23 protein-coding genes are annotated in these 24,416 nt (G+C 30.0%); 19 read left to right on the top strand and 4 right to left on the bottom strand.

All coding sequences use genetic code 11. The features are described from left to right. Position 1: 1 nt before the first annotated feature. The 3 genes from FBF11_RS05550 to waaC are packed head-to-tail and all read right to left on the bottom strand — an operon-like array spanning position 2 to position 3,451. On the bottom strand, positions 2–1,549 hold the full coding sequence (locus FBF11_RS05550) for a glycosyltransferase (RefSeq protein ID WP_002875163.1): 1,548 nt from the start codon (positions 1,547–1,549) through the stop codon (positions 2–4). Next, positions 1,546–2,433, bottom strand: coding sequence for a lipid A biosynthesis lauroyl acyltransferase HtrB (htrB, locus tag FBF11_RS05545; RefSeq protein WP_052821627.1), 888 nt, complete (start codon positions 2,431–2,433; stop codon positions 1,546–1,548). The genes FBF11_RS05550 and htrB overlap by 4 nt, the downstream gene beginning before the upstream one ends. Then, positions 2,423–3,451 carry a lipopolysaccharide heptosyltransferase I gene (gene waaC, locus FBF11_RS05540; RefSeq protein ID WP_002858077.1) on the bottom strand — a complete coding sequence of 343 codons (1,029 nt, stop codon included), beginning with the start codon at positions 3,449–3,451 and terminating at the stop codon, positions 2,423–2,425. The genes htrB and waaC overlap by 11 nt, the downstream gene beginning before the upstream one ends. Before the next feature lie 65 nt (positions 3,452–3,516). Between waaC and FBF11_RS05535 the strand changes: the two genes are divergently transcribed. The 18 genes from FBF11_RS05535 to pssA all read left to right on the top strand — a co-directional run bounded on the left by FBF11_RS05535 (position 3,517) and on the right by pssA (position 23,174). Next, a complete protein-coding gene (locus tag FBF11_RS05535) occupies positions 3,517–4,311 on the top strand; it encodes a 3'-5' exonuclease (protein ID WP_002875164.1) in 795 nt (264 codons plus the stop codon). A gap of 57 nt (positions 4,312–4,368) precedes the next feature. After that, positions 4,369–5,355, top strand: coding sequence for a UDP-glucose 4-epimerase GalE (gene galE, locus FBF11_RS05530; protein WP_002853529.1), 987 nt, complete (start codon positions 4,369–4,371; stop codon positions 5,353–5,355). Further along, positions 5,349–7,043: an ABC-type lipopolysaccharide transporter PglK gene (pglK, locus tag FBF11_RS05525; protein ID WP_002890469.1), complete on the top strand. Its 1,695-nt coding sequence runs from the start codon at positions 5,349–5,351 to the stop codon at positions 7,041–7,043. The genes galE and pglK overlap by 7 nt, the downstream gene beginning before the upstream one ends. Then, on the top strand, positions 7,040–8,119 hold the full coding sequence (pglH, locus tag FBF11_RS05520) for a GalNAc-alpha-(1->4)-GalNAc-alpha-(1->3)-diNAcBac-PP-undecaprenol alpha-1,4-N-acetyl-D-galactosaminyltransferase (protein ID WP_079459982.1): 1,080 nt from the start codon (positions 7,040–7,042) through the stop codon (positions 8,117–8,119). The genes pglK and pglH overlap by 4 nt, the downstream gene beginning before the upstream one ends. Next, a complete protein-coding gene (pglI, locus tag FBF11_RS05515) occupies positions 8,112–9,041 on the top strand; it encodes a GalNAc(5)-diNAcBac-PP-undecaprenol beta-1,3-glucosyltransferase (RefSeq protein ID WP_002854071.1) in 930 nt (309 codons plus the stop codon). The genes pglH and pglI overlap by 8 nt, the downstream gene beginning before the upstream one ends. Beyond that, positions 9,029–10,126: an N-acetylgalactosamine-N,N'-diacetylbacillosaminyl-diphospho-undecaprenol 4-alpha-N-acetylgalactosaminyltransferase gene (pglJ, locus tag FBF11_RS05510; protein WP_057042399.1), complete on the top strand. Its 1,098-nt coding sequence runs from the start codon at positions 9,029–9,031 to the stop codon at positions 10,124–10,126. Before pglI ends, pglJ begins: the two co-directional genes overlap by 13 nt. Before the next feature lie 3 nt (positions 10,127–10,129). Further along, positions 10,130–12,271, top strand: coding sequence for an undecaprenyl-diphosphooligosaccharide--protein glycotransferase (gene pglB / locus FBF11_RS05505; protein ID WP_168977464.1), 2,142 nt, complete (start codon positions 10,130–10,132; stop codon positions 12,269–12,271). Between the two features lie 9 nt (positions 12,272–12,280). Further along, positions 12,281–13,411, top strand: a complete 1,131-nt coding sequence (pglA, locus tag FBF11_RS05500) for a N,N'-diacetylbacillosaminyl-diphospho-undecaprenol alpha-1,3-N-acetylgalactosaminyltransferase (protein WP_002868618.1) — start codon at positions 12,281–12,283, stop codon at positions 13,409–13,411. Further along, on the top strand, positions 13,404–14,006 hold the full coding sequence (gene pglC / locus FBF11_RS05495; protein ID WP_002852766.1) for an undecaprenyl phosphate N,N'-diacetylbacillosamine 1-phosphate transferase: 603 nt from the start codon (positions 13,404–13,406) through the stop codon (positions 14,004–14,006). Before pglA ends, pglC begins: the two co-directional genes overlap by 8 nt. Further along, positions 13,993–14,583: a UDP-N-acetylbacillosamine N-acetyltransferase gene (pglD, locus tag FBF11_RS05490; protein ID WP_002870125.1), complete on the top strand. Its 591-nt coding sequence runs from the start codon at positions 13,993–13,995 to the stop codon at positions 14,581–14,583. Before pglC ends, pglD begins: the two co-directional genes overlap by 14 nt. Positions 14,584–14,680: 97 nt before the next feature. After that, complete coding sequence (pglE, locus tag FBF11_RS05485; RefSeq protein WP_002870126.1) at positions 14,681–15,841, top strand: UDP-N-acetylbacillosamine transaminase; 1,161 nt, start codon at positions 14,681–14,683, stop codon at positions 15,839–15,841. A 1-nt stretch (position 15,842) separates the two neighbouring features. After that, positions 15,843–17,615, top strand: coding sequence for a UDP-N-acetylglucosamine 4,6-dehydratase (configuration-retaining) (gene pglF, locus FBF11_RS05480; protein WP_002855851.1), 1,773 nt, complete (start codon positions 15,843–15,845; stop codon positions 17,613–17,615). Further along, positions 17,615–18,508 carry a PDC sensor domain-containing protein gene (locus tag FBF11_RS05475; RefSeq protein ID WP_002856519.1) on the top strand — a complete coding sequence of 298 codons (894 nt, stop codon included), beginning with the start codon at positions 17,615–17,617 and terminating at the stop codon, positions 18,506–18,508. The genes pglF and FBF11_RS05475 overlap by 1 nt, the downstream gene beginning before the upstream one ends. 112 nt (positions 18,509–18,620) lie before the next feature. Beyond that, entirely contained in the window at positions 18,621–19,013 is a 393-nt protein-coding gene (locus tag FBF11_RS05470; protein WP_002866134.1) for a chemotaxis response regulator CheY, read from the top strand. 22 nt (positions 19,014–19,035) lie between these two features. After that, positions 19,036–19,881 carry a 50S ribosomal protein L11 methyltransferase gene (locus FBF11_RS05465; RefSeq protein WP_002852657.1) on the top strand — a complete coding sequence of 282 codons (846 nt, stop codon included), beginning with the start codon at positions 19,036–19,038 and terminating at the stop codon, positions 19,879–19,881. A 3-nt stretch (positions 19,882–19,884) separates the two neighbouring features. Continuing rightward, entirely contained in the window at positions 19,885–21,822 is a 1,938-nt protein-coding gene (gene ftsH / locus FBF11_RS05460) for an ATP-dependent zinc metalloprotease FtsH (protein ID WP_002853468.1), read from the top strand. Continuing rightward, the gene (locus FBF11_RS05455; protein WP_032586289.1) at positions 21,819–22,436 is read left to right on the top strand and encodes a phosphatidylserine decarboxylase; all 618 of its coding nucleotides are present in this window, start codon (positions 21,819–21,821) and stop codon (positions 22,434–22,436) included. Before ftsH ends, FBF11_RS05455 begins: the two co-directional genes overlap by 4 nt. 9 nt (positions 22,437–22,445) lie before the next feature. Continuing rightward, positions 22,446–23,174: a CDP-diacylglycerol--serine O-phosphatidyltransferase gene (gene pssA, locus FBF11_RS05450; RefSeq protein WP_002859122.1), complete on the top strand. Its 729-nt coding sequence runs from the start codon at positions 22,446–22,448 to the stop codon at positions 23,172–23,174. Here pssA and FBF11_RS05445 read toward each other — a convergent pair. Further along, complete coding sequence (locus FBF11_RS05445) at positions 23,165–23,962, bottom strand: ferritin-like domain-containing protein (RefSeq protein ID WP_002870128.1); 798 nt, start codon at positions 23,960–23,962, stop codon at positions 23,165–23,167. The two genes, pssA and FBF11_RS05445, sit on opposite strands and share 10 nt — an antisense overlap. An 89-nt stretch (positions 23,963–24,051) precedes the next feature. Here FBF11_RS05445 and FBF11_RS05440 point away from each other — a divergent pair, with 89 nt between their 5' ends. Further along, positions 24,052–24,411, top strand: coding sequence for a methionine-R-sulfoxide reductase (locus FBF11_RS05440; protein WP_002826104.1), 360 nt, complete (start codon positions 24,052–24,054; stop codon positions 24,409–24,411). The last annotated feature ends 5 nt before the right edge of the window (positions 24,412–24,416 follow it).

The following is a 24,416-nucleotide window of genomic DNA, read 5'->3' as shown; positions in this document are numbered from 1 at the left end:
TTTATCTCCAAGTTGTTTTTTCATTTTTTATAGTTTCAAGATAAATTTGATGATTGATTTCGAGCATATTTTTGCTATTTTCTTCATGATAGATATGATAAGCCAGAGCATTAAATTTAAGCCTTTTAAACACTCCATCATTAAATAAAAATCTAGCTACAAACTCACTATCTTCCCTACCCCAGCCTATAAATTTTTCATTAAATCCCTCAATGGCTTCAAAATCACTTTTATAAAAACTCATATTGCAAGTTTTACTACCTTTAACAAGTTGTGATTTTTTAAAAAATTTCTTAGTTAGTTTTGAAAATTTATATACACATTTAGCTAAAAAAATACTTCTTTGATTTTTAAAACCTTTTTTATTAAAAGCTAAACTATAATTATTGTTTTTTAAGATTTCTTCGCTTTCATTTTTATTTAAAATTACTCTTGAACCTTGTAAAATTACTTTGCGTTTTGCAAATTCTAAATGATTTTTTACAAAGTCTTTTTCTAAAATCATATCACCATCAATTAAAATTATATATTCACTTTTAGAAGCTTTAATAGCATTATTTCTACTTTTTGCAGCACGAAAACCCTCATCTTCTTGCCAAATGTGTTTTAAAGGGCAAGGAAAATCTTTTTGATATTCTTCAATAAGCCTTGCTGTATCTTCTTTGCTACCATCATCTGCGATTAAAACTTCATTGGGTAAAAAGGCTAGATTTTTAACACTATCAAGCACTAATTTAAGGCGTTCTTTTTGATTATAAGTTGTTATTATTAAAGCGCAAGTTTTTGGCTTTTGCTTTTGAAGTTCATATAATTTCATGTATTTAAAAAAAGTCCCTAAGGCATTGCAAACGCTAATTATAAAACCCTTATAACCATATAAAAAGCCATTTTTTAAAAAATAATTTCTAAAAAAAGTCCAAAAAGCTCTTAAATTTGCTTTTAAAACACCACTTTTTTTGTGTATATTTTGTTTTGCCCAAAGGCTTGAGTAGTACTGCATTTTATCAATTAAGTGAGAAATATCTCTAAAAGCATAATGCCTTAATCCATTTTTAAGATGAATTTTTTTAACATTACTTGGTAAAACAAGGCTTTCGTGTACTAAATTATCATTAAAACGAGTGAAATTTTTATTAAAAATTCTTAAAACATAATCAGGCCACCAACCACATGCCTTTATCCATTCGCCTTTATAGAGATTTTTACGACTAAGTGCGATGATATTATCTTCTTGAAGTTCTAAATTTTTAAGCTCTTTAATACACTCATTTTCAAGCACTTCATCAGCATCAATGCTTAAAATCCAATCATTTTTTGCATAACTTAAAGCAAGGTTTTTTAAAGCTCCAAAACCTATAAAAGCACTGTGGTAAATGTGCAAATTAGCAAAATCTTTTTTAAATTCATTAGCTATATTTAGGGTATTATCACTACTTTCATTGTTAAGTAAAATAATTTCATCAAAATCTTTTAAAGAATTTAAACACTCAAGCAAGGTTTGTTTTGCATTTTTTACGATGATAATAGCACTTATTTGCTTTAGATTCATTTTGCATCCTTGTAAATTTCCTTATTATAACTTGCAAAGCGTCTATGAAAAAAAAAGTATTCCCAAGGTCTTTTTTTAATCATTTCTTCGCAACTTTGTGCTTGATAAAGTGTCAGTTCTTCTAAGCTTGCATTTTGAGAATCTTTTACTTTAAAAAACTCTATGCAAAATTTACCATCTTCTTTATAGGCATAAACAGGGATGATCAAAGCATTACTTCTTTGTGCGATAAGGCTTGCTCCCATTTGATAATTCACTTCTTTGTTAAAAAATTTTAATCTTACGCTTTCGTTTTCTACACAGTCTTGATCAGTTAAAATTCCCAAAGTTCTCCCTTTTTTTAGAGCGCTTAGCATTTGTCTTATGCCGCCTTTTTTGTCGATAAGTTCTATGTTAAATTGGGTGCGACTTTGGCTTAAAATTTCATACATAATTTCACTTTTTAACTTTTTCCCTACTATAGAAATCGCACCATATTTAGCTGCATAAGCAAGGCTTAAAATTTCCCAGTTTCCATAGTGTGCAGTTGTGAAGATAATAGGACGATTTAAAGCTAGAGCATCTATAAGAAAATTTTCATTGATGAAATTTACTTTATTGAGAATTTTTTCTTTGGTGGTGTTTTGATTTTGCAAACAATCAATCCCAAATTGAGCAAAATTTTCATAAATTTTTAAAGACAATTTATCGCGTTCTTTTTGAGTGTATTGAGGAAAACAGATTTGCAAATTTGTATTGATGATTTTGCGGTGTTTTTTGTTAAGATAAAAAGCGATTCTTGCTACAATCAAAGCTAAAAAATGCAAGATACACTCAGGCATAAAAGTAACAAAAAATTTCAAAATATAATAAAGACTAAGATATATTCTATCACTATTTTTCATTAAGTAAGCCTTTGGCAAGTTTGAAGATATCTTCTTCTTCTATACGCGTGATACAAAAATCACTTTTATCGATATGCTTGGCATTTTGGATTTTTTTACCTGCATCAATGATTTTATTGATATGAGTTTGAAAAGCATTGCGGTAGCTTGGTGTTGCACCAAAAATCGTAATAGATGCCTTATTTAAAGCAAAAGCCAAATGTGTTGGGCCGCTATCATTTCCTATGATTAAATTCATCATTTTTGTAAAAGCCATTAGTTCTTCAAGATTGAATTTTGGCGCTAATTCTATATGTGTTTCATCAATACCACTAAGATTTAAAACCTCTTTAGCAAATTCGTATTCTTTTACATTTCCCCAAGCGAGCCAAATTTTTGTTTGTTGAAATTCATTGATTAAAAGCTTACAAAGTATAGCAAGTTTGGTTTTAGGATAGATTTTATTTTCTACACTTGAGCCCACATGTATGAGTATGTTTTTTTCGTTTTTGTCGAGTTTGAGTTTATTATTTAAGAGTTGTTTTAAATTTTCATCTACGCTAAAAATATCTTGTTTAAAGGCTAAATTTTTGACATTAAAATCAGTATTTAACATAAAGGAGGTAAGACTTAAGTATCTTACAAATACATTTTCATTGTAATCTAACTCAAGTTTTTGGTTGTAGAAATTATGAGCAAAACTTTCTTTAAGACTATTTTTATCAAAACCAAAATTATTTCTACTTAAAATTCGACTTACAATAGCAGATTTTATGAGCCCTTGTAGATCTATTACTGCATTATAGTTGTTTTTTCTTGCTTTAAGAAGAATTTTTAGGCTTTTTAAAATTTTTTTGTCTTTTAAGGGCAGGGCATAGAGTTTGTTTATTAAAGGATGGTTTTTAAGTATGCCTTCAAATTTTTCATCTACAAACCAATGAATTTCTATATCTTTTTTAAAATTTTTGATAAATTGCAAAACTACGGCACTTTGTATAATATCACCAAGTGCTGACAAACGAACAATTGCTATTTTCATTAAAAGCCTAATATTTTAAAATTTTTGCTATGATTTTAGCGAAATTATTTAAAAAAAGGTTAAAAATGGCAAAAAATGAAGGTTATATTTGTGTTTTTGATTGTGAGAGTGTGCCAGATGTTGAGCTTATCCGCAAAACTTTGGGTTTTGAAGGAAGTGATTTAGAGGTAAGTTTAAAAGCACTTCAGTGGCAAAAAGAACAAAGTGGGAGTGAGTTTTTGCCTTTGCCTTATCATAAAATTATCAGTATTTGTGCGGTTTTAAGTGATAATTTTGGAAAATTTATCAAAGTGAATAAAATTGATGGACAAAATGAAAAAGAAATGATTGCTAATTTTTTTAATTTTATAGAAAATTATGAGCCAAAATTAGTCAGTTTTAATGGTAAAAATTTCGATATGCCTGTTCTTGTTTTAAGGGCTTTAAAATACAATTTAAAAGCAGCAACTTATTTGGATACTCAAAGTGATAAATGGAATAATTATAAAACAAGATTTTCAGAATTAAAACATTGTGATTTATTAGAATCCTTAGGATCTAACGGGCGTGGAATAAAGCTTGATACACTTTGTTCTATGGTGGGTTTGCCAGGAAAATATGATGTGCATGGCGATGAGGTAATGAAACTTTTTTATGAAAATAAACTTGAAAAAATCCACGAATATTGTGAAAGTGATGTTTTAAACACCTATATGCTTTTTTTAAAATATGAACTTATTAAAGCTAATGTTGATGAAGAAGATTATGTTGGTTTTCTTTCTTATATGAGAGATTTCTTGTGTGCAAAAAAATCAGATCGTTCTTATACAGAAGTTTTTGCAAAAGCTTGTGAGAGTGAAATTTCAAAAGTTCGATCTTAAGTATTTAAGAAAATATATTAAAATTTATTTTTGACATTTTTAAAAAAAGGAATGATGATGAAAATTCTTATTAGCGGTGGTGCAGGTTATATAGGTTCTCATACTTTAAGACAATTTTTAAAAACAGATCATGAAATTTGTGTTTTAGATAATCTTTCTAAGGGTTCTAAAATCGCAATAGAAGATTTGCAAAAAACAAGAGCTTTTAAATTTTTCGAACAAGATTTAAGTGATTTTCAAGGCGTAAAAGCATTGTTTGAGAGAGAAAAATTTGACGCTATTGTGCATTTTGCAGCAAGCATTGAAGTTTTTGAAAGTATGCAAAATCCTTTAAAATATTATATGAACAACACTGTTAATACGACAAATCTCATCGAAATTTGTTTGCAAACTGGAGTGAATAAATTTATATTTTCTTCAACGGCAGCCACTTATGGCGAACCACAAACTCCTGTTGTGAGCGAAACAAGCCCTTTAGCACCTATTAATCCTTATGGGCGTAGTAAGCTTATGAGTGAAGAGGTTTTGCGTGATGCAAGTATGGCAAATCCTGAATTTAAGCATTGTATTTTAAGATATTTTAATGTTGCAGGTGCTTGTATGGATTATACTTTAGGGCAACGCTATCCAAAAGCAACCTTGCTCATAAAAGTTGCAGCTGAATGTGCCGCAGGAAAACGTGACAAACTTTTCATATTTGGCGATGATTATGATACAAAAGATGGTACTTGCATAAGAGATTTTATCCATGTAGATGATATTTCAAGTGCGCATTTAGCGGCTTTGGATTATTTACAAGAGAATGAAAGTAATGTTTTTAATGTAGGTTATGGGCACGGTTTTAGTGTAAAAGAAGTGATTGAAGCGATGAAAAAAGTTAGTGGAGTGGATTTTAAAGTAGAACTTGCCCCACGCCGTGCAGGTGATCCTAGTGTATTGATTTCTGATGCAAGTAAAATCAGAAATCTTACTTCTTGGCAGCCTAAATATGATGATTTAGAGCTTATTTGCAAATCTGCTTTTGATTGGGAAAAACAGTGTTAAAAAAACTTTTTTTTATTTTAAGTAAGGAAGATAAAAATTTTTTATTTTTCTTGCTTGTTTTTTCAATATTTGTTTCTTTTATAGAAACTTTTGCAATTTCTTTAGTAATGCCTTTTATCACTTTGGCCAGTGATTTTTCTTATTTTGATCGTAATAAATATTTAATCAGCTTAAAAGAATATCTTAATATCCCTGTTTTTGAAATCATTGTTTATTTTGGGGTGGGGCTTATTGTTTTTTATGTGTTTAGAGCTTTGTTAAATGCGTATTATTTTCATCTTTTAGCAAGATTTTCTAAAGGGCGTTATCATGCGATCGCTTATAAGGTTTTTTCTAAATTTTTAAATATTAATTATGAAAAATTTACTCAAAAAAATCAATCTGAAATTTTAAAGTCCATTACAGGGGAAGTTTATAATCTAAGCACTATGATTTCATCATTTTTGCTTTTGATGAGTGAAATTTTTGTAGTGCTTTTGCTTTATGCTTTAATGCTTTTGATTAATTATAAAATCACTTTATTTTTAAGTATTTTTATGGTGTTAAATGCCTTTATTTTAGTGAAAATTTTAAGCCCTATCATTAAAAAAGCAGGAGTAAGACGCGAAGAAGCGATGAAAAATTTCTTTGAAATTTTAAATACAAATTTAAATAATTTTAAATTTATCAAGCTTAAAACCAAAGAAGATGGAGTATTAAGTCTTTTTAAAGCGCAAAGTGAAGCTTTTTCTAAAGCAAATATTACCAACGAAAGTGTAGCTGCGGTGCCTAGAATTTATCTTGAAGGAATAGGTTTTTGTGTACTTGTTTTTATCGTGGTATTTTTGGTGTTGAAAAATGAAAGTGATATTTCAGGTATTTTATCCACGATTTCTATTTTTGTTTTAGCACTTTATCGCTTAATGCCAAGCGCAAATCGTATTATTACAAGTTATCATGATTTGCTTTATTATCATTCTTCTTTGGATATTATTTATCAAAATTTAAGACAAGAAGAAGAAAATTTGGGCGAGGAAAAATTAAGCTTTAATCAAGAGCTTAAAATTTGCAATCTTAGCTTTGGTTATGAGGGAAAAAAACATTTATTTAAAAATCTTAATTTAAACATTAAAAAAGGCGAAAAAATCGCTTTTATAGGGGAGAGTGGTTGTGGAAAAAGCACCTTAGTAGATCTTATCATAGGACTTTTAAAACCAAAAGAAGGGCAAATTTTAATTGATGAGCAAGAATTAAATGCAAATAATACAAAAAATTATCGCCAAAAAATAGGCTATATCCCGCAAAATATCTATCTTTTTAATGACAGTATAGCTAAAAATATCACTTTTGGAGATGCGGTTGATGAAGAAAAACTTAATAGGGTTATCAAACAAGCAAATTTAGAGCATTTTATAAAAAATTTATCTCAAGGAGTGCAAACAAAAGTGGGTGATGGGGGGAGTAATTTAAGCGGGGGACAAAAACAACGCATAGCTATAGCAAGAGCTTTATATTTAGAGCCTGAAATTTTAGTGCTTGATGAAGCAACTTCTGCTCTTGATACTCAAAGTGAAGCAAAAATCATGGATGAAATTTATAAAATTTCTAAAGATAAAACCATGATTATTATCGCACATCGCCTTTCTACGATAACGCAATGTGATAAGGTTTATCGTTTAGAACACGGTAAGCTTAAAGAGGAGAAATGATGAAAATAAGCTTTATTATCGCAACTTTAAATTCAGGAGGCGCTGAGCGTGTTTTAGTAACCTTAGTTAATGCACTTTGCAAAGAGCATGAAGTAAGTATTATTAAATTTCATGCAGGAGAATCTTTTTATAAGCTTGAAAATGAAGTTAAAGTTACAAGTTTAGAACAATTTAGATTTGATACGCTTTATCATAAAATCGCAAGTCGTTTTAAGAAATTTTTTGCTTTAAGAAAGGCTTTGAAAGAAAGTAAGGCTGATGTTTTTATTTCTTTTTTGGATACGACTAATATTGCTTGTATTGCTGCGAAAATAGGGTTTAAAACTCCACTCATTATAAGTGAGCATAGCAATGAAGCGTATTTAAAACCTAAAATTTGGCGTTTTTTAAGAAGGGTAAGCTATCCTTTTTGTGATGCTTTAAGTGTGCTTGGAAGCAGTGATAAGGTGTATTATGAAAGATTTGTAAAAAGGGTTAGGCTTTTATTAAACCCTTGTCATTTTAGCGATGAAATTCCTTTTGATTCTAGTTTTGAAAAGGAAAATTTGGTTCTTTTTATAGGGCGTTTAGATCACAACAAAAACCCTGCAATGTTTTTAAAAGCTATAGCGCATTTGGATAAAAATTTGCAAGAAAATTATAAATTTGTTATAGCAGGAGATGGACAGTTAAGGCAAGAACTTGAATACAAGGTAAAATCTTTAGGAATAAAAGTTGATTTTTTAGGACGAGTTGAAAATGTCAAGACTCTTTATGAAAAAGCAAAAGTGCTTTGTCTTTGTTCTTTTGTAGAGGGTTTGCCAACGGTTTTAATTGAAAGTTTGTATTTTGAGGTTTGTAGAATTTCAAGTTCTTATTATAATGGTGCTAAGGATTTAATCAAAGATAATCATGATGGGCTTTTGATAGGTTGTGATGATGAAATAGCACTTGCTAAAAAACTTGAACTTGTTTTAAATAATGAAAATTTTAGAAAAGAACTTGTAAATAATGCCAAACAAAGGTGTAAAGACTTTGAAATTTCTCATATCAAAGAAGAATGGCTTAAGCTTATAGCTGAGGTTAAAAATGCCTAAACTTTCTGTTATAGTACCAACTTTTAATCGTCAAGTTTTACTAGAAAAGGCTATTAAAAGCATACAAAATCAAGATTTTAAAGATTTAGAAATTATTGTAAGCGATGATAATTCTAGCGATGATACTAAAAGTGTGGTGCAAAATTTACAAAAAGATGATGATCGCATTAAGTATTTTTTAAATCAAAATTACAAACAAGGCCCAAATGGCAATAAAAATAATGGCTTAGATCAAGCAAGTGGCGAGTTTGTAACTTTTTTAGATGATGATGATGAACTTTTATCTGGGGCTTTAAGCACCTTGATGCAAAAAGCAAATGAGGGTTATGCTCATGTTTTTGGAAATTGTTTGATAGAAAAAGAAGGAAATTTAAGCAAGGAATTTAGCGGCAAGGGCTTGGAAAAAGATAGTGAAATTTCTAAAAAAGATTTTTTAATGGCTAAATTTAGCGGAGAGTTTTTTTCTGTTTTTAAAAAATCTCTACTTGAGAACCAGCGTTTTAATGAAGAATTTTATGGCAATGAAGCCACGCTTTGGGTAAATTTATACAAGGAAAAAAGTTTTTATATCCATAAGGCTTTTAGGATTTATAGGATTTTTAGGCAAGATAGCGTGACTTTGGGGGCGAGTAAAAATGCTCATAGGGTATATTTGGGATATTTAGAGCTTGCTAAAATTTTAGAAAATGAACTTAGAATGAGTAAGGATAAAGATTATAAAAAAACTTGTGCGAGTTATTATAAAATGGCAGCTTATTATGCAAAACTTGCAAAAAATTATAAAGCTCTTTATAAGTGTTTGTTTAAAAGCTTGAGTATAAAAATCAACGCTCCTGCTTTGATATTACTCATTTTAAGTATAATTCCAAATAATATGATTGAAAAATTATCAAAAATTCGGGTGGCTTTATGCAAAAATTAGGCATTTTTATTTATTCTTTAGGAAGTGGTGGTGCTGAAAGAGTTGTGGCGACTTTATTGCCTATTTTAAGTTTGAAATTTGAAGTGCATTTGATCTTGATGAATGATAAAATTTCTTATGAAATTCCAGAGTGTCAAATTCATTTTTTAGAATGTTCAAAACCTAGTGAAAATCCTATTTTGAAATTTTTAAAACTACCTTTTTTGGCTTTAAAATATAAAAAACTTTGCAGAAATTTGGGCATTGATACAGAATTTGTTTTTTTAAATCGACCTAATTATATAGCCTTAATGGCAAGAATGTTTGGAAACAAAACTCGCCTTGTGATCAATGAATGCACTACGCCAAGTGTGATGTATGTAAAAAATAATTTTAATTCTTTGGCAAATAAATTTTTAATTTCTTTGCTTTACCCAAAAGCTGATTTAATCTTGCCTAATTCTAAAGGAAATTTAGAAGATTTAGTGCAAAATTTTAGTATAAATCCAAAAAAATGTGAAATTTTATACAATGCCATCGATTTAGAAAACATAGGGCAAAAAGCCCTTGAAGACATAGCTTTAAAAGATAAATTTATTTTAAGTGTAGGCAGGCTTGATAAAGGTAAAAATCATGCTTTATTAATTCGTGCTTATGCGAGATTGAAAACAGATTTAAAGCTTGTGATTTTAGGTGAAGGTGTGCTTAAGGATGAGCTTTTAGCTTTGATTAAAGAATTAAATTTGGAAGAAAAGGTTTTGCTTTTAGGATTTGATAATAATCCTTATAAATACATGACTAAATGCGAATTTTTTGCTTTTGCTTCTGTGTTTGAAGGTTTTTCAAATGTTTTAATCGAAAGTTTGGCTTGTTCTTGTGCGGTGGTTTGCACTGATCATAAAAGTGGTGCAAGAGAGCTTTTTGGCGATGATGAATTTGGACTTTTAGTAGAAGTAGATAATGAAAACTCTATGTTTCAGGGTTTAAAAACTATGCTTGAAGACGATAAATTAAGAAAAGCGTATAAAAACAAAGCTAAAACTAGGGCTAAAGCCTTTGATAAAGTAAAAATTGCACGCGATGCTTTGAAATATTTATTAGGATAAAAGATGTTGAAAAAAGAGTATTTAAAAAACCCTTATTTAGTTTTGTTTGCGATGATTGTATTAGCTTATGTTTTTAGTGTATTTTGCAGGTTTTATTGGGTTTGGTGGGCAAGTGAGTTTAACGAGTATTTTTTCAATAATCAATTAATGATCATTTCAAACGATGGCTATGCTTTTGCTGAGGGCGCAAGAGATATGATAGCAGGTTTTCATCAGCCTAATGATTTGAGTTATTATGGATCTTCTTTATCTACGCTTACTTATTGGCTTTATAAAATCACACCTTTTTCTTTTGAAAGTATCATTTTATATATGAGTACTTTTTTATCTTCTTTGGTGGTGATTCCTATTATTTTACTAGCTAATGAATACAAACGCCCTTTAATGGGCTTTGTAGCTGCTCTTTTAGCAAGTGTAGCAAACAGTTATTATAATCGCACTATGAGTGGGTATTATGATACGGATATGCTGGTAATTGTTTTACCTATGTTTATTTTATTTTTTATGGTAAGAATGATTTTAAAAAAAGACTTTTTTTCATTGATTGCCTTGCCATTATTTATAGGGATTTATCTTTGGTGGTATCCTTCAAGTTATACTTTAAATGTAGCTTTAATTGGACTTTTTTTAATTTATACACTTATTTTTCATAGAAAAGAAAAGATTTTTTATATAGCTGTGATTTTGTCTTCTCTTACTCTTTCAAATATAGCATGGTTTTATCAAAGTGCCATTATAGTAATACTTTTTGCTTTATTCGCCTTAGAGCAAAAACGCTTAAATTTTATGATTATAGGAATTTTAGGTAGTGCAACTTTGATATTTTTGATTTTAAGTGGTGGGGTTGATCCCATACTTTATCAGCTTAAATTTTATATTTTTAGAAGTGATGAAAGTGTGAATTTAACACAGGGCTTTATGTATTTTAATGTCAATCAAACCATACAAGAAGTTGAAAATGTAGATCTTAGCGAATTTATGCGAAGAATTAGCGGTAGTGAAATTGTTTTCTTGTTTTCTTTGTTTGGTTTTGTATGGCTTTTGAGAAAACATAAAAGTATGATTATGGCTTTACCTATATTGGTGCTTGGGTTTTTAGCCTTAAAAGGGGGGCTTAGATTTACCATTTATTCTGTACCTGTAATGGCTTTAGGATTTGGTTTTTTATTGAGCGAGTTTAAGTCTATATTGGTTAAAAAATATAGCCAATTAACTTCAAATGTTTGTATTGTTTTTGCAACTATTTTGACTTTAGCTCCAGTATTTATCCATATTTACAACTATAAAGCGCCAACAGTTTTTTCTCAAAATGAAGCATCATTATTAAATCAATTAAAAAATATAGCCAATAGAGAAGATTATGTGGTAACTTGGTGGGATTATGGTTATCCTGTGCGTTATTATAGCGATGTGAAAACTTTAGTAGATGGTGGAAAGCATTTAGGTAAGGATAATTTTTTCCCTTCTTTTGCTTTAAGCAAAGATGAACAAGCTGCGGCTAATATGGCAAGACTTAGTGTAGAATATACAGAAAAAAGCTTTTATGCTCCGCAAAATGATATTTTAAAATCAGACATTTTACAAGCCATGATGAAAGATTATAATCAAAGCAATGTGGATTTATTTCTAGCTTCATTATCAAAACCTGATTTTAAAATCGATGCACCAAAAACTCGTGATATTTATCTTTATATGCCCGCTAGAATGTCTTTGATTTTTTCTACGGTGGCTAGTTTTTCTTTTATTAATTTAGATACAGGAGTTTTGGATAAACCTTTTACTTTTAGTACAGCTTATCCACTTGATGTTAAAAATGGAGAAATTTATCTTAGCAACGGAGTGGTTTTAAGTGATGATTTTAGAAGTTTTAAAATAGGTGATAATGTGGTTTCTGTAAATAGTATCGTAGAGATTAATTCTATTAAACAAGGTGAATACAAAATCACTCCAATCGATGATAAGGCTCAGTTTTATATTTTTTATTTAAAGGATAGTGCTATTCCTTATGCACAATTTATTTTAATGGATAAAACCATGTTTAATAGTGCTTATGTGCAAATGTTTTTTTTGGGAAATTATGATAAGAATTTATTTGACTTGGTGATTAATTCTAGAGATGCTAAGGTTTTTAAACTTAAAATTTAAGGGTTGAAAATGAGAATAGGATTTTTATCACATGCAGGAGCGAGTATTTATCATTTTAGAATGCCTATTATAAAAGCGTTAAAAGATAGAAAAGACGAAGTTTTTGTTATAGTGCCGCAAGATGAATACACGCAAAAACTTAGAGATCTTGGCTTAAAAGTAATTGTTTATGAGTTTTCAAGAGCTAGTTTAAATCCTTTTGTGGTTTTAAAGAATTTTTTTTATCTTGCTAAGGTTTTGAAAAATTTAAATCTTGATTTTATTCAAAGTGCGGCACACAAAAGCAATACTTTTGGAATTTTAGCAGCAAAATGGGCAAAAATTCCTTATCGTTTTGCTTTGGTAGAAGGCTTGGGATCTTTTTATATAGATCAAGGTTTTAAGGCAAATTTAGTGCGTTTTGTTATTAATAGTCTTTATAAATTAAGTTTTAAATTTGCGCACCAATTTATTTTTGTCAATGAAAGTAATGCTGAGTTTATGCGGAATTTAGGACTTAAAGAAAATAAAATTTGCGTGATAAAATCTGTAGGGATCAATTTAAAAAAATTTTTTCCTATTTATGTAGAATCGGAAAAAAAAGAGCTTTTTTGGAAAAATTTAAACATAGATAAAAAACCCATTGTACTTATGATAGCAAGAGCTTTATGGCATAAAGGTGTAAAAGAATTTTATGAAAGTGCTACTATGCTAAAAGACAAAGCAAATTTTGTTTTAGTTGGTGGAAGAGATGAAAATCCTTCTTGTGCGAGTTTGGAGTTTTTAAACTCTGGCGTGGTGCATTATTTGGGTGCTAGAAGTGATATAGTCGAGCTTTTGCAAAATTGTGATATTTTTGTTTTGCCAAGCTATAAAGAAGGCTTTCCTGTAAGTGTTTTGGAGGCAAAAGCTTGCGGTAAGGCTATAGTGGTGAGTGATTGTGAAGGTTGTGTGGAGGCTATTTCTAATGCTTATGATGGACTTTGGGCAAAAACAAAAAATGCTAAAGATTTAAGCGAAAAAATTTCACTTTTATTAGAAGATGAAAAATTAAGATTAAATTTAGCTAAAAATGCCGCCCAAGATGCTTTACAATACGATGAAAATATAATCGCACAGCGTTATTTAAAACTTTATGATAGGGTAATTAAGAATGTATGAAAAAGTTTTTAAAAGAATTTTTGATTTTATTTTAGCTTTAGTGCTTTTGGTGCTTTTTTCTCCGGTGATTTTAATCACTGCTTTACTTTTAAAAATCACTCAAGGAAGTGTGATTTTTACCCAAAATCGTCCCGGGTTAGATGAAAAAATTTTTAAAATTTATAAATTTAAAACCATGAGCGATGAAAGAGATGAAAAGGGTGAGTTATTAAGCGATGAATTGCGTTTGAAAGCTTTTGGAAAAATCGTTAGAAGCTTAAGTTTGGATGAGCTTTTGCAACTTTTTAATGTTTTAAAAGGGGATATGAGTTTTGTTGGACCTAGACCTCTTTTGGTTGAGTATTTGCCTCTTTACAATAAAGAGCAAAAATTGCGTCATAAAGTGCGTCCAGGTATAACAGGATGGGCGCAGGTAAATGGTAGAAATGCTATTTCTTGGCAGAAAAAATTCGAACTTGATGTGTATTATGTGAAAAATATTTCTTTTTTGCTTGATTTAAAAATCATGTTTTTAACAGCCTTAAAGGTTTTAAAACGAAGTGGGGTAAGCAAAGAAGGACATGTTACAACGGAGAAATTTAATGGCAAGAACTGAAAAAATTTATATTTATGGTGCTAGTGGTCATGGGCTTGTTTGTGAAGATGTGGCTAAAAATATGGGTTATAAAGAATGTATTTTTTTAGATGATTTTAAAGGAATGAAATTTGAAAGTACCTTACCTAAATATGATTTTTTTATAGCTATAGGAAACAATGAAATTCGAAAAAAGATTTATCAAAAAATTTCAGAAAATGGCTTTAAAATTGTCAATCTTATCCATAAAAGCGCGCTTATAAGTCCTAGTGCAAGTATAGAAGAAAATGCAGGAATTTTAATCATGCCTTACGTGGTAATTAATGCTAAAGCCAAAATAGAAAAAGGCGTGATTTTGAATACTTCAAGTGTGATTGAACATGAATGTGTGATAGGGGAATTTTCTCATGTGAGTGTAGGGGCTAAATGCGCAGGTAATGTAAAAATTGGTAAAAATTGTTTTTTAGGGACTAATTCTTGTGTTTTGCCTAATTTAAGTTTGGCAGATGATAGTATTTTAGGTGGTGGAGCAACTTTAGTTAAAAATCAAGATGAAAAAGGTGTTTTTGTGGGAGTACCTGCAAAAAGAAAAATATGAAATGATTATAAAAAGATTTTTGTTTGATTCTTTGTAAATTTTTTTAGGTAAAATAGAGTCAATTTATAAAAATTTTGTTTTACACAAAGGATAAATCATGAGATTTTTTCTTTCTCCTCCGCATATGGGTGGTAATGAATTAAAATATATAGAAGAAGTTTTCAAAAGCAATTATATAGCACCTTTGGGTGAATTTGTAAATCGCTTTGAACAAAGTGTCAAGGCTTACAGTAAAAGTGAAAATGCCTTAGCTTTAAATTCAGCCACAGTGGCTTTGCATTTAGCTTTAAGGGTGGCAGGGGTAAAACAAGATGATATTGTTTTGGCTTCTTCTTTTACTTTTATCGCTTCAGTAGCACCTATTTGTTATCTTAAAGCAAAACCTGTATTTATAGATTGTGATGAAACTTATAATATCGATGTAGATTTATTAAAGCTTGCTATTAAAGAATGTGAAAAAAAACCAAAAGCATTGATTTTAACTCATCTTTATGGCAATGCGGCTAAAATGGATGAAATTGTTGAAATTTGCAAAGAAAATGAAATTGTTTTAATCGAAGATGCTGCTGAAGCTTTAGGAAGTTTTTATAAGAATAAAGCTTTAGGAACTTTTGGAGAATTTGGAGCTTATTCTTATAATGGCAATAAAATTATCACCACTTCAGGTGGAGGTATGCTTATAGGAAAAAATAAAGAAAAGATTGAAAAAGCAAGATTTTATAGCACTCAAGCTAGGGAAAATTGTTTGCATTATGAACATTTAGATTATGGTTATAATTACCGCTTAAGCAATGTTTTAGGAGCTATTGGCGTAGCGCAAATGGAGGTTTTAGAACAAAGAGTGCTTAAAAAAAGAGAAATTTATGAGTGGTATAAAGAATTTTTAGGAGAGTGTTTTAGCTTTTTAGATGAATTAGAAAATTCAAGAAGCAATCGCTGGTTAAGTACAGCTTTGATTGATTTTGATAAAAATGAACTTAATTCTTGTCAAAAAGATATAAATATCAGTCAAAAAAATATTACTTTGCATCCAAAAATTTCAAAACTCATAGAAGATTTGAAAAATGAACAAATAGAAACAAGACCATTATGGAAAGCTATGCACGCTCAAGAAGTATTTAAAGGAGCTAAGGCTTATCTTAATGGCAATAGTGAGTTATTTTTCCAAAAAGGAATTTGTTTGCCAAGTGGCACGGCGATGAGTAAAGATGATGTTTATGAAATTTCAAAACTGATCTTAAAGAGCATAAAGGCTTAAAATGATTTTTTATAAAAGCAAAAGATTAGCATTTTTTTTAACTTCAGATATTGTTTTAATTTTACTTAGCGTTTATCTGGCTTTTTCTTTGAGATTTAGTGGAGATATTCCGAGTATTTTTTATCATGGTATGATGGTTTCTGCTATTATTTTGCTTGTTTTAAAACTTTCATTTTTGTTTGTTTTTAGAATTTATAAAGTAGCTTGGAGATTTTTTTCTCTCAATGAAGCAAGAAAAATTTTTATCGCTTTGCTTTTAGCTGAGTTTTGTTTTTTTCTTATTTTTTATTTTTTTAGTGATTTTTTTAATCCTTTTCCAAGAAGTGCTATTGTGATAGATTTTGTTCTTTCTTATATGTTTATAGGTACTTTAAGAATTAGCAAAAGAATGCTTGTGGATTTTAAACCTTCTAGAATGAAAGAAGAAGAAACTCCTTGTATTGTAGTAGGGGCAACTTCTAAGGCTTTGCATTTGTTAAAAGGTGCAAAAGAAGGTTCTTTAGGGCTTTTTCCTGTAGGCGTAGTTGATGCGAGAAAAGAGCTTATAGGGACTTATTGTGATAAATTTATTGTAGAAGAAAAAGAAAAAATAAAATCTTATGTAGAACAAGGGGTAAAAACTGCCATTATTGCTTTAAGACTTGAACAAGAAGAGCTTAAAAAACTTTTTGAAGAACTTGTAGCTTATGGTATTTGTGATGTAAAAATATTTTCTTTTACAAGAAACGAAGCAAGAGATATCAGTATAGAAGACTTGCTTGCTAGAAAACCAAAAGATTTAGATGATAGTGCTGTGGCGGCTTTTTTAAAAGACAAGGTAGTTTTGGTAAGTGGAGCAGGTGGAACTATAGGCAGTGAACTTTGTAAGCAATGTATTAAATTTGGTGCTAAGCATCTTATTATGGTTGATCATAGTGAGTATAATCTTTATAAGATCAATGATGATTTAAATTTATATAAAGAAAAAATTACTCCTATTTTACTGAGTATTTTAGATAAGCAAAGTTTAGATGAGGTATTAAAAACTTATAAACCTGAGCTTATTTTACATGCAGCCGCTTATAAACATGTGCCTCTTTGCGAACAAAATCCACATTCAGCAGTAATCAATAATATTTTAGGAACTAAAATTTTATGCGACAGTGCTAAAGAAAATAAAGTAGCTAAATTTGTGATGATAAGTACAGATAAAGCAGTGCGACCAACAAATATTATGGGTTGCACTAAAAGAGTTTGTGAGCTTTATACTTTAAGTATGAGTGATGAAAATTTTGAAGTTGCTTGTGTGCGTTTTGGTAATGTTTTAGGTTCTAGTGGTAGTGTGATACCGAAATTTAAAGCACAAATTGCCAATAATGAGCCTTTAACTTTAACGCACCCTGATATAGTGCGTTATTTTATGCTTGTGGCTGAGGCAGTGCAACTTGTTTTACAGGCTGGAGCTATCGCAAAAGGAGGAGAGCTTTTTGTTTTGGATATGGGTAGGCCTGTGAAAATCATAGATTTAGCTAAAAAAATGCTTTTACTTTCTAATCGCAATGATTTAGAAATTAAAATCACAGGTTTAAGAAAAGGTGAGAAGCTTTATGAAGAGCTTTTGATTGATGAAAATGATGCTAAAACGCAATATGAGAGTATTTTTGTAGCAAAGAATGAGAAGGTTGATCTTGATTGGCTTAATAAAGAGATAGAAAATTTACAAATATGTGAAGATATTTCAGAGGCTTTATTAAAGATTGTACCTGAATTTAAACACAATAAAGAAGGCGTATAATGTATATAAAAGATATACAAAGATTTGAAGATAATCGCTATCGTGCTAGGGCTTATATGAGTTATATTTTAACAAGAAATCTGCCCAATAAACTTCCTGACATTCACCTTGAAACGATTAAAACAGCTTTGGATAAAATAGCTCATGAAGTTGTTGTTTTTGATGCTTTGTATATTTTAGATATTTCAGGCATGCAAATAGAAAATGCGATTTCCTTAAATAAGGCTCATGAAATAGGACAGGGTGAGGATAGAAGTACTCGTTCTTATTTTTATAGAGCTGTAAAATTAAGACGATGTGTTTTGAGCGATCCTTATCCTTCGGTTTTAAATAATGAGCTTTGCGTGACAGCTTCTATGCCAATTTACGATGATAAAAATAACTTGCTTTTTGTTGTTTGTATTGATATAAAACTTGAAGATATTTTAAAGATTATTCAAGCAGGAAAATTTGAATTTGTTTTTACTCAATTTAGTCGTTCGGTATATTTTTGCTTCGCACTGGTTTTATTTGTGATTACTTGTTTTTTATTTCAAAAAGGTTTTTTTAGTCTTTTTGATAATCAAGCTATAGGTATAGAACATATGTTTGAAAGTACCATCGCTATAACTTTGGCTTTAGCTATTTTTGATTTGGCAAAAACTTTGATCGAACAAGAAGTATTAGGAAGGACAAAAAAAGAAGAAGGTGGAATTCAAAAAACTATGGTGAGATTTTTGGGTTCTATTATCATTGCTTTAGCTATAGAAGCTTTGATGTTGGTATTTAAACTTGCTATTGGTGATCTTTCTCAGATGATTTATGCGATTTATCTTATCGGTGGAGTGAGCTTGCTTCTTTTAGGTTTAAGTGTATATTTATTTACGGTTAAGTATAAAAATAATAATATTTGAGTAAAAATTTAAGTAAAAGATGATATAATGCTGTTTTTTAAAATTTTTTAGCTTGATTAATAAGGCTAAAAAGGGTAAAATAAAACTATAAAAACTTTGAAAGGACGAAATTGTGAAATTGTTAGTTGTTGATGACAGTTCTACTATGAGAAGGATTATTAAAAATACCCTAACAAGACTTGGACACGATGATGTTTTAGAAGCTGAGCATGGCGTTGAAGCTTGGGATTTATTAACTAAAAATGAAGATGTAAAAGTTTTAATTACAGATTGGAATATGCCAGAAATGAATGGCTTGGAGTTGGTAAAAAAAGTAAGAGCAGAGAAAAAATATGAAGATATGCCTATCATCATGGTTACGACTGAGGGCGGAAAAGCTGAAGTGATTACTGCTTTAAAAGCTGGCGTAAATAACTATATTGTAAAACCTTTTACTCCACAAGTTTTAAAGGAAAAACTTGAAGATGTTTTAGGAACAGGAAGTGGAGAAGGTGCAGCTGAGTAAAGGCTGATTTTTAAAATTCTAAATGCAAAAAAAATATTATGAATTGTTCTTTATCGTAGAAGAGCAGTATAAAAATTTATTTCTTGATTTTGCTTTTGATTTAGGTATAGAAGCCATAGAAGAGAAAGATAATGGTGTTTACATTAGATCCCATGAGAGTTTAGAAGAGTTTTCATGGGCACTTGAAATATTTGCTCAAAAACTTACAACTACTTTCAATTTAAACCATAAAATTATTTCTAATTTAAGTCTTGTAGAGAAAGAAAACAAGGACTGGATACAAGAATATAAAAAAGGCATAAAACCTATCTTAGTGGATAATGTTTACATCCATACAACTTGGCAAGAAGAAAAGAAGAATTGTATAAATATAAAGATTAATCCAGCCTTAGCCTTTGGCTCAGGACATCACGAAAGCACATATTCTTGTGTAAAATTTTTACAAAAATTTTCTAAAAGTAAATTAAGAGCTTTAGATCTTGGTTGTGGTAGTGGAATTTTGGGTATTATTATGGCAAAGTTTGGCTGTAATGTTGAAATTTGTGATACTGATGAGTTGGCTATTGATAGTTCTTTAGAAAATGCAAGATTAAATGGTGTCGATTTTCACAAAGCTTGGTGTGGATCTATAGATAAAGCAAATGGTTTATATAATCTAATTGTTGCAAATATCATTGCAGATGTGATTTTAATTTTAGAAAAAGATATTAAAAACCATTTAGAAGATAATGCTATACTTATTTTGTCAGGAATTTTAGATAAATATTCAACAAGAATTAAAGAAAAATTTCAAGATTTGGAACTCATTGATGAAATGCAAATCAATGAGTGGTGTAGTTTTGTATATAAAAATAATAAAAAAGGATAAGTAATGAATAATAATACCCCAAATAATAAGGGTAATCCGCAGGGTAATAATTTTTTTAACAAAAATCCCATTTTTATTTTTGCGATTTTTGCAATTGTAATGATAATTATTTTTAAGGGATTTTTTGATGGCAATGGTTCTTTTGGCGGGGCATTGAATGGCAATGAAGTAAATAAAAATGTCCCTTATTCTGAGTTAAAAAAGCTTATTGAAAGTGGACAAATCAATCAAGTTAGTATAGGACAAACAACAATCAAAGCGATTTCAAGCTCTCACAATACTGTTTATACAGCAAAAAAAGTTAATGATCCTGAGCTTGTGAGTTTACTAGATAGTAAAAATATCGCTTATGGTGCGTATTCTGAAACAAATTGGTTTACGGATATACTTTTTTCATGGGTTTTGCCAGTATTTATTTTCTTTGGTATTTGGATGTTTTTGGCAAGTCGTATGCAAAAAAATATGGGAAGTTCTATATTGGGTATAGGAAGTTCTAAGAAGCTTGTAAATTCAGAAAAACCTAAAGTAAAATTTAGCGATGTAGCTGGTGTTGAAGAAGCTAAAGAAGAAGTAAAAGAAATTGTAGATTTTTTAAAGTATCCTGAAAGATATATTAAATTGGGAGCTAAAATTCCAAAAGGGCTTTTACTTGTTGGGCCTCCAGGTACAGGAAAAACTTTGCTTGCAAAAGCAGTTGCAGGTGAAGCTGATGTGCCGTTTTTTAGTGTTTCAGGTTCGTCTTTTATAGAAATGTTTGTGGGTGTAGGTGCTTCTCGTGTGAGAGATTTATTTGAAAATGCAAAAAAAGAAGCTCCTGCTATTGTTTTTATAGATGAAATAGATGCTATTGGTAAAAGTCGTGCAGCAAGTGGCATGATGGGTGGAAACGATGAAAGAGAGCAAACTTTAAATCAGCTTTTGGCTGAAATGGATGGCTTTGGGACAGAAAGTTCCCCAGTCATTGTTTTAGCAGCAACAAATCGCCCAGAAGTTTTAGATGCAGCGCTTTTAAGACCAGGAAGGTTTGATAGACAAGTTTTAGTTGATAAACCTGATTTTAAAGGTAGGTGTGATATTTTAAAAGTGCACATGAAAGATGTCAAAATCTCCCCAAAAGTTAAAGTAGAAGATATAGCACGCTTAACCGCAGGGCTTGCAGGAGCTGATCTTGCAAATATTATTAATGAAGCAGCGCTTTTAGCGGGTAGGGATTCTAAAAAATATGTAGAACAAAATGATTTAGTTGAAGCTGTTGAAAGAGCTATAGCAGGGCTTGAGAAGAAATCACGTCGTATTAATGAAAAAGAAAAGAAAATTGTTACTTATCATGAATGCGGTCATGCTTTGATTGCTGAAACTACCAAAGGCGCAAAACGTGTAAGTAAGGTTTCTGTGATTCCGCGTGGTCTTGCGGCTTTAGGTTATACTTTAAATACTCCTGAGGAAAATAAATTTTTAATGCAAAAACATGAACTTATCGCTGAAGTAGATGTACTTTTGGGTGGTCGTGCAGCTGAAGAAGTGTTTATAGGTGAAATTTCAACGGGTGCAAGTAATGATTTAGAAAGAGCAACCGATATCATAAAAGCTATGATTTCTATGTATGGTATGAGTGAAATTGCAGGACTTATGGTACTTGAAAAACAAAGAAATACTTTCTTAAGTGGTGGACAAACTATCAAAGATTATTCTGAAAAGATGGCAGAATCTTTAGATGATTATGTAAAGAAAACCTTAGATGAACGCTATAAAGATGTTAAAGATACTTTAAATACTTATAAGGGAGCGATTGAGACTATGGTTGCAGCCCTTTATGAAGAAGAAACTATTGAAGGTAATAAAGTGCGCGAGATTATTAAAGAGTTTGAGGATCAAAATAGTCTACCAACTCGTTTACAAGAACTCGAAGAAGTTAAAACTGAAGTTAAAGTAGAAGAATGAAAGATTTTATTGCAAAAGATGGATATTTAAGCCTTATTATTTTAAGCTTGATTTTTATTTTTGTATGGATTTTTTATTCTTTTTCCATTTTACTATTAACATTAATTGTAATTTGTATTTTTCTTTTTAGAACACCCAAAAGAGAACTTGTTTGTAGTGATGAAAAAGCTATTTTTGCACCTATAGATGGTAGGGTTACTAAAATAGAAAATATTCATCATAAAGATTTGGGTGAATGTGTTGAAATTACTATTAAAAATGCTCTTTATGATGCTGGAAATTTTAATACACCTTTTGCAATGTCTATAATAGATGTTCGTTTACGACATGGGCTTTTTTTGTGCAGTGAATTAAAATCTGCAAAAATGATGAATGAAAGAGCTTTTATTTTGGCAAAAGTTAAAGAGAATAAAACGATAGCCTTGCGAATCTATGCAGGTTCTTTTGATAGAAAATTAAAGCTTGATAATATTTCTCATGATTTAAAAGCAGGAGATAGAATGGGTTTTTTAATTAATGGCTCTATAAGTTTACTTTTACCAAAAGATACTAGAATTCATATAGGCTTAAATGATGAAATTAAAGCAGGTTCATTGCTAGGCTATTTTGCGTAAGGAAAAATAATGAATAACAGACCGCAACTAATTTATATTTTACCCAATCTTTTTACAGCTGCTTCAGCTTTTTTAGGGGTTATTTCTATTATAGCTTCAATACATGGAAATTATTATACAGCTTTGATTTATATTATTTTATCTTTGATTTGCGATGGGCTTGATGGCCGTGTTGCAAGACTTACAAATTCTACTTCAAAATTTGGAGTAGAATTTGATTCTTTGGCTGATCTAGTAGCTTTTGGAGTTGCTCCAGCGGTTCTTTTTTATATGGCGATAGGTTATGATTTTGGAAAACTTGGATCTTTGATTACAGCTTTTTTTGTGGTTTTTGGAGCTATTCGTTTGGCGAGATTTAATGTTACCACAGGCACTTATGAACCCTCCGTTTTTATAGGTCTTCCTATACCTACTGCAGCAGTTGTGAGTGCTATATGGACTTATGCGTTTATCAGTTATGATTTTTTAAAGCCTTATGGCGTAGTTTTTTTGGTGCTTCAAGCAATTTTAGGGCTTTTAATGGTAAGTAATATACGTTATCCTAGTTTTAAAAAGCTTGATTTTAATCGTTCTAGTGTTTTAAAAGTTTTGATTATTTTAATTATAATATTTTCATTTTTATATCTTTACCCTCTTGAAAGTTTAGTAATTTTAGCAAGCTTGTATGTGCTTTATGGAATTATTCGGGTTTTATATACCATTATCGTTTCAAAATTTAAGATAAGAAATCAAGAGTAAAATTTTTCAATGACTTCGCATTCTTCTTGAGTGAAGCCAGCTTTGATTCTTGCTTGAATGTTAAGTTTTTTTCCCGCAAGAGAGAATTGTTTAAATGTTTTGCAAAGCTCAATAAAATCATACCTGTTTTGATTTGCAAATTTCCACCAAGTATCTCCTTTTTTAACGTGTTTTATTTCATCATTAAGTATAATTTCAAGATATTCCATTAGAAGATTTTTAATGGAATGATTGGAACTTTGAAGTTTTTGAACAACAAAGGGGTTGGCATCAAGCCCTTTAGCTTCTAAACCTCTATGAACTACTCCCATTCTAAAGCTTAAAGAGTCTTTTGTAGCTTCTAGAGCAGATTCTAAATTATCATGCACTGGAAAATTTCCATATTTGTAACTAAGTTCTTTAAGTGCTGAATTTAAAAGTTTGAAATGTTTAATTTCCTCATCTGCTACCTCCAGCCAATCGTAATAAAATTGCAAAGGTAGATTTTTAAAGCGATAACTCGCATCTAAAGCCAGGTTAATTGCATTAAATTCTATATGAGCGACTGAATGAATTATTTTAGCAAGCGCATGAGTTGAATTGACAAATTTAGGCCTTCTTATACGCGTAGGATGAAGCAAGGTAATTTGTTGTGATGTATTTTTTTTGAAAATGCTTTGATGCTCGTGATTAAAAATCAATTTGTGGCTTTTAAAGTCTTCATAAAAATTTTGAAAAGAGTGAAATTTTATAGTTATATTTTTTTCATATAAAATATCTTGAAGTTCTTGAAAAAATTCTTTTTGCATTTAAAACTTTCTTGAAAATTATAAAAATTTATCATTTAAAATTGAAAATTTAATTATATAATATAAAAATTATTTTACAAGGGTAGATCATGAAAGAATTAAATGAAGAAGAAAAAAAAGTAATTTTAAATAAAGGAACAGAAGCTCCTTTTAGTGGGAAATATAATGATTTTTATGAAAAAGGAATCTATCAATGCAAGCAATGTGGAGCTTCGCTTTATAAATCCGAAGATAAATTTAAATCAGGTTGTGGATGGCCTAGCTTTGATGATGAAATAAAAGGGGCTGTTAAAAGAATTCCTGATAAAGATGGGATTAGAACCGAGATTGTATGTGCAAATTGCAATGGACATTTAGGTCATGTTTTTGAAGGAGAAGGATTTTCTGCTAAAAATGTAAGACATTGTGTAAATTCTATTTCTTTGGAATTTGTAAAAACTAAGGATTGATAGTG

This window comes from Campylobacter sp. CFSAN093224, from assembly GCF_012897395.1.
GTDB lineage: Bacteria > Campylobacterota > Campylobacteria > Campylobacterales > Campylobacteraceae > Campylobacter_D > Campylobacter_D jejuni.
The sequence above is the reverse complement of the archived record's forward strand: the minus strand, read 5'-3'. Positions and strand labels throughout refer to the sequence as shown.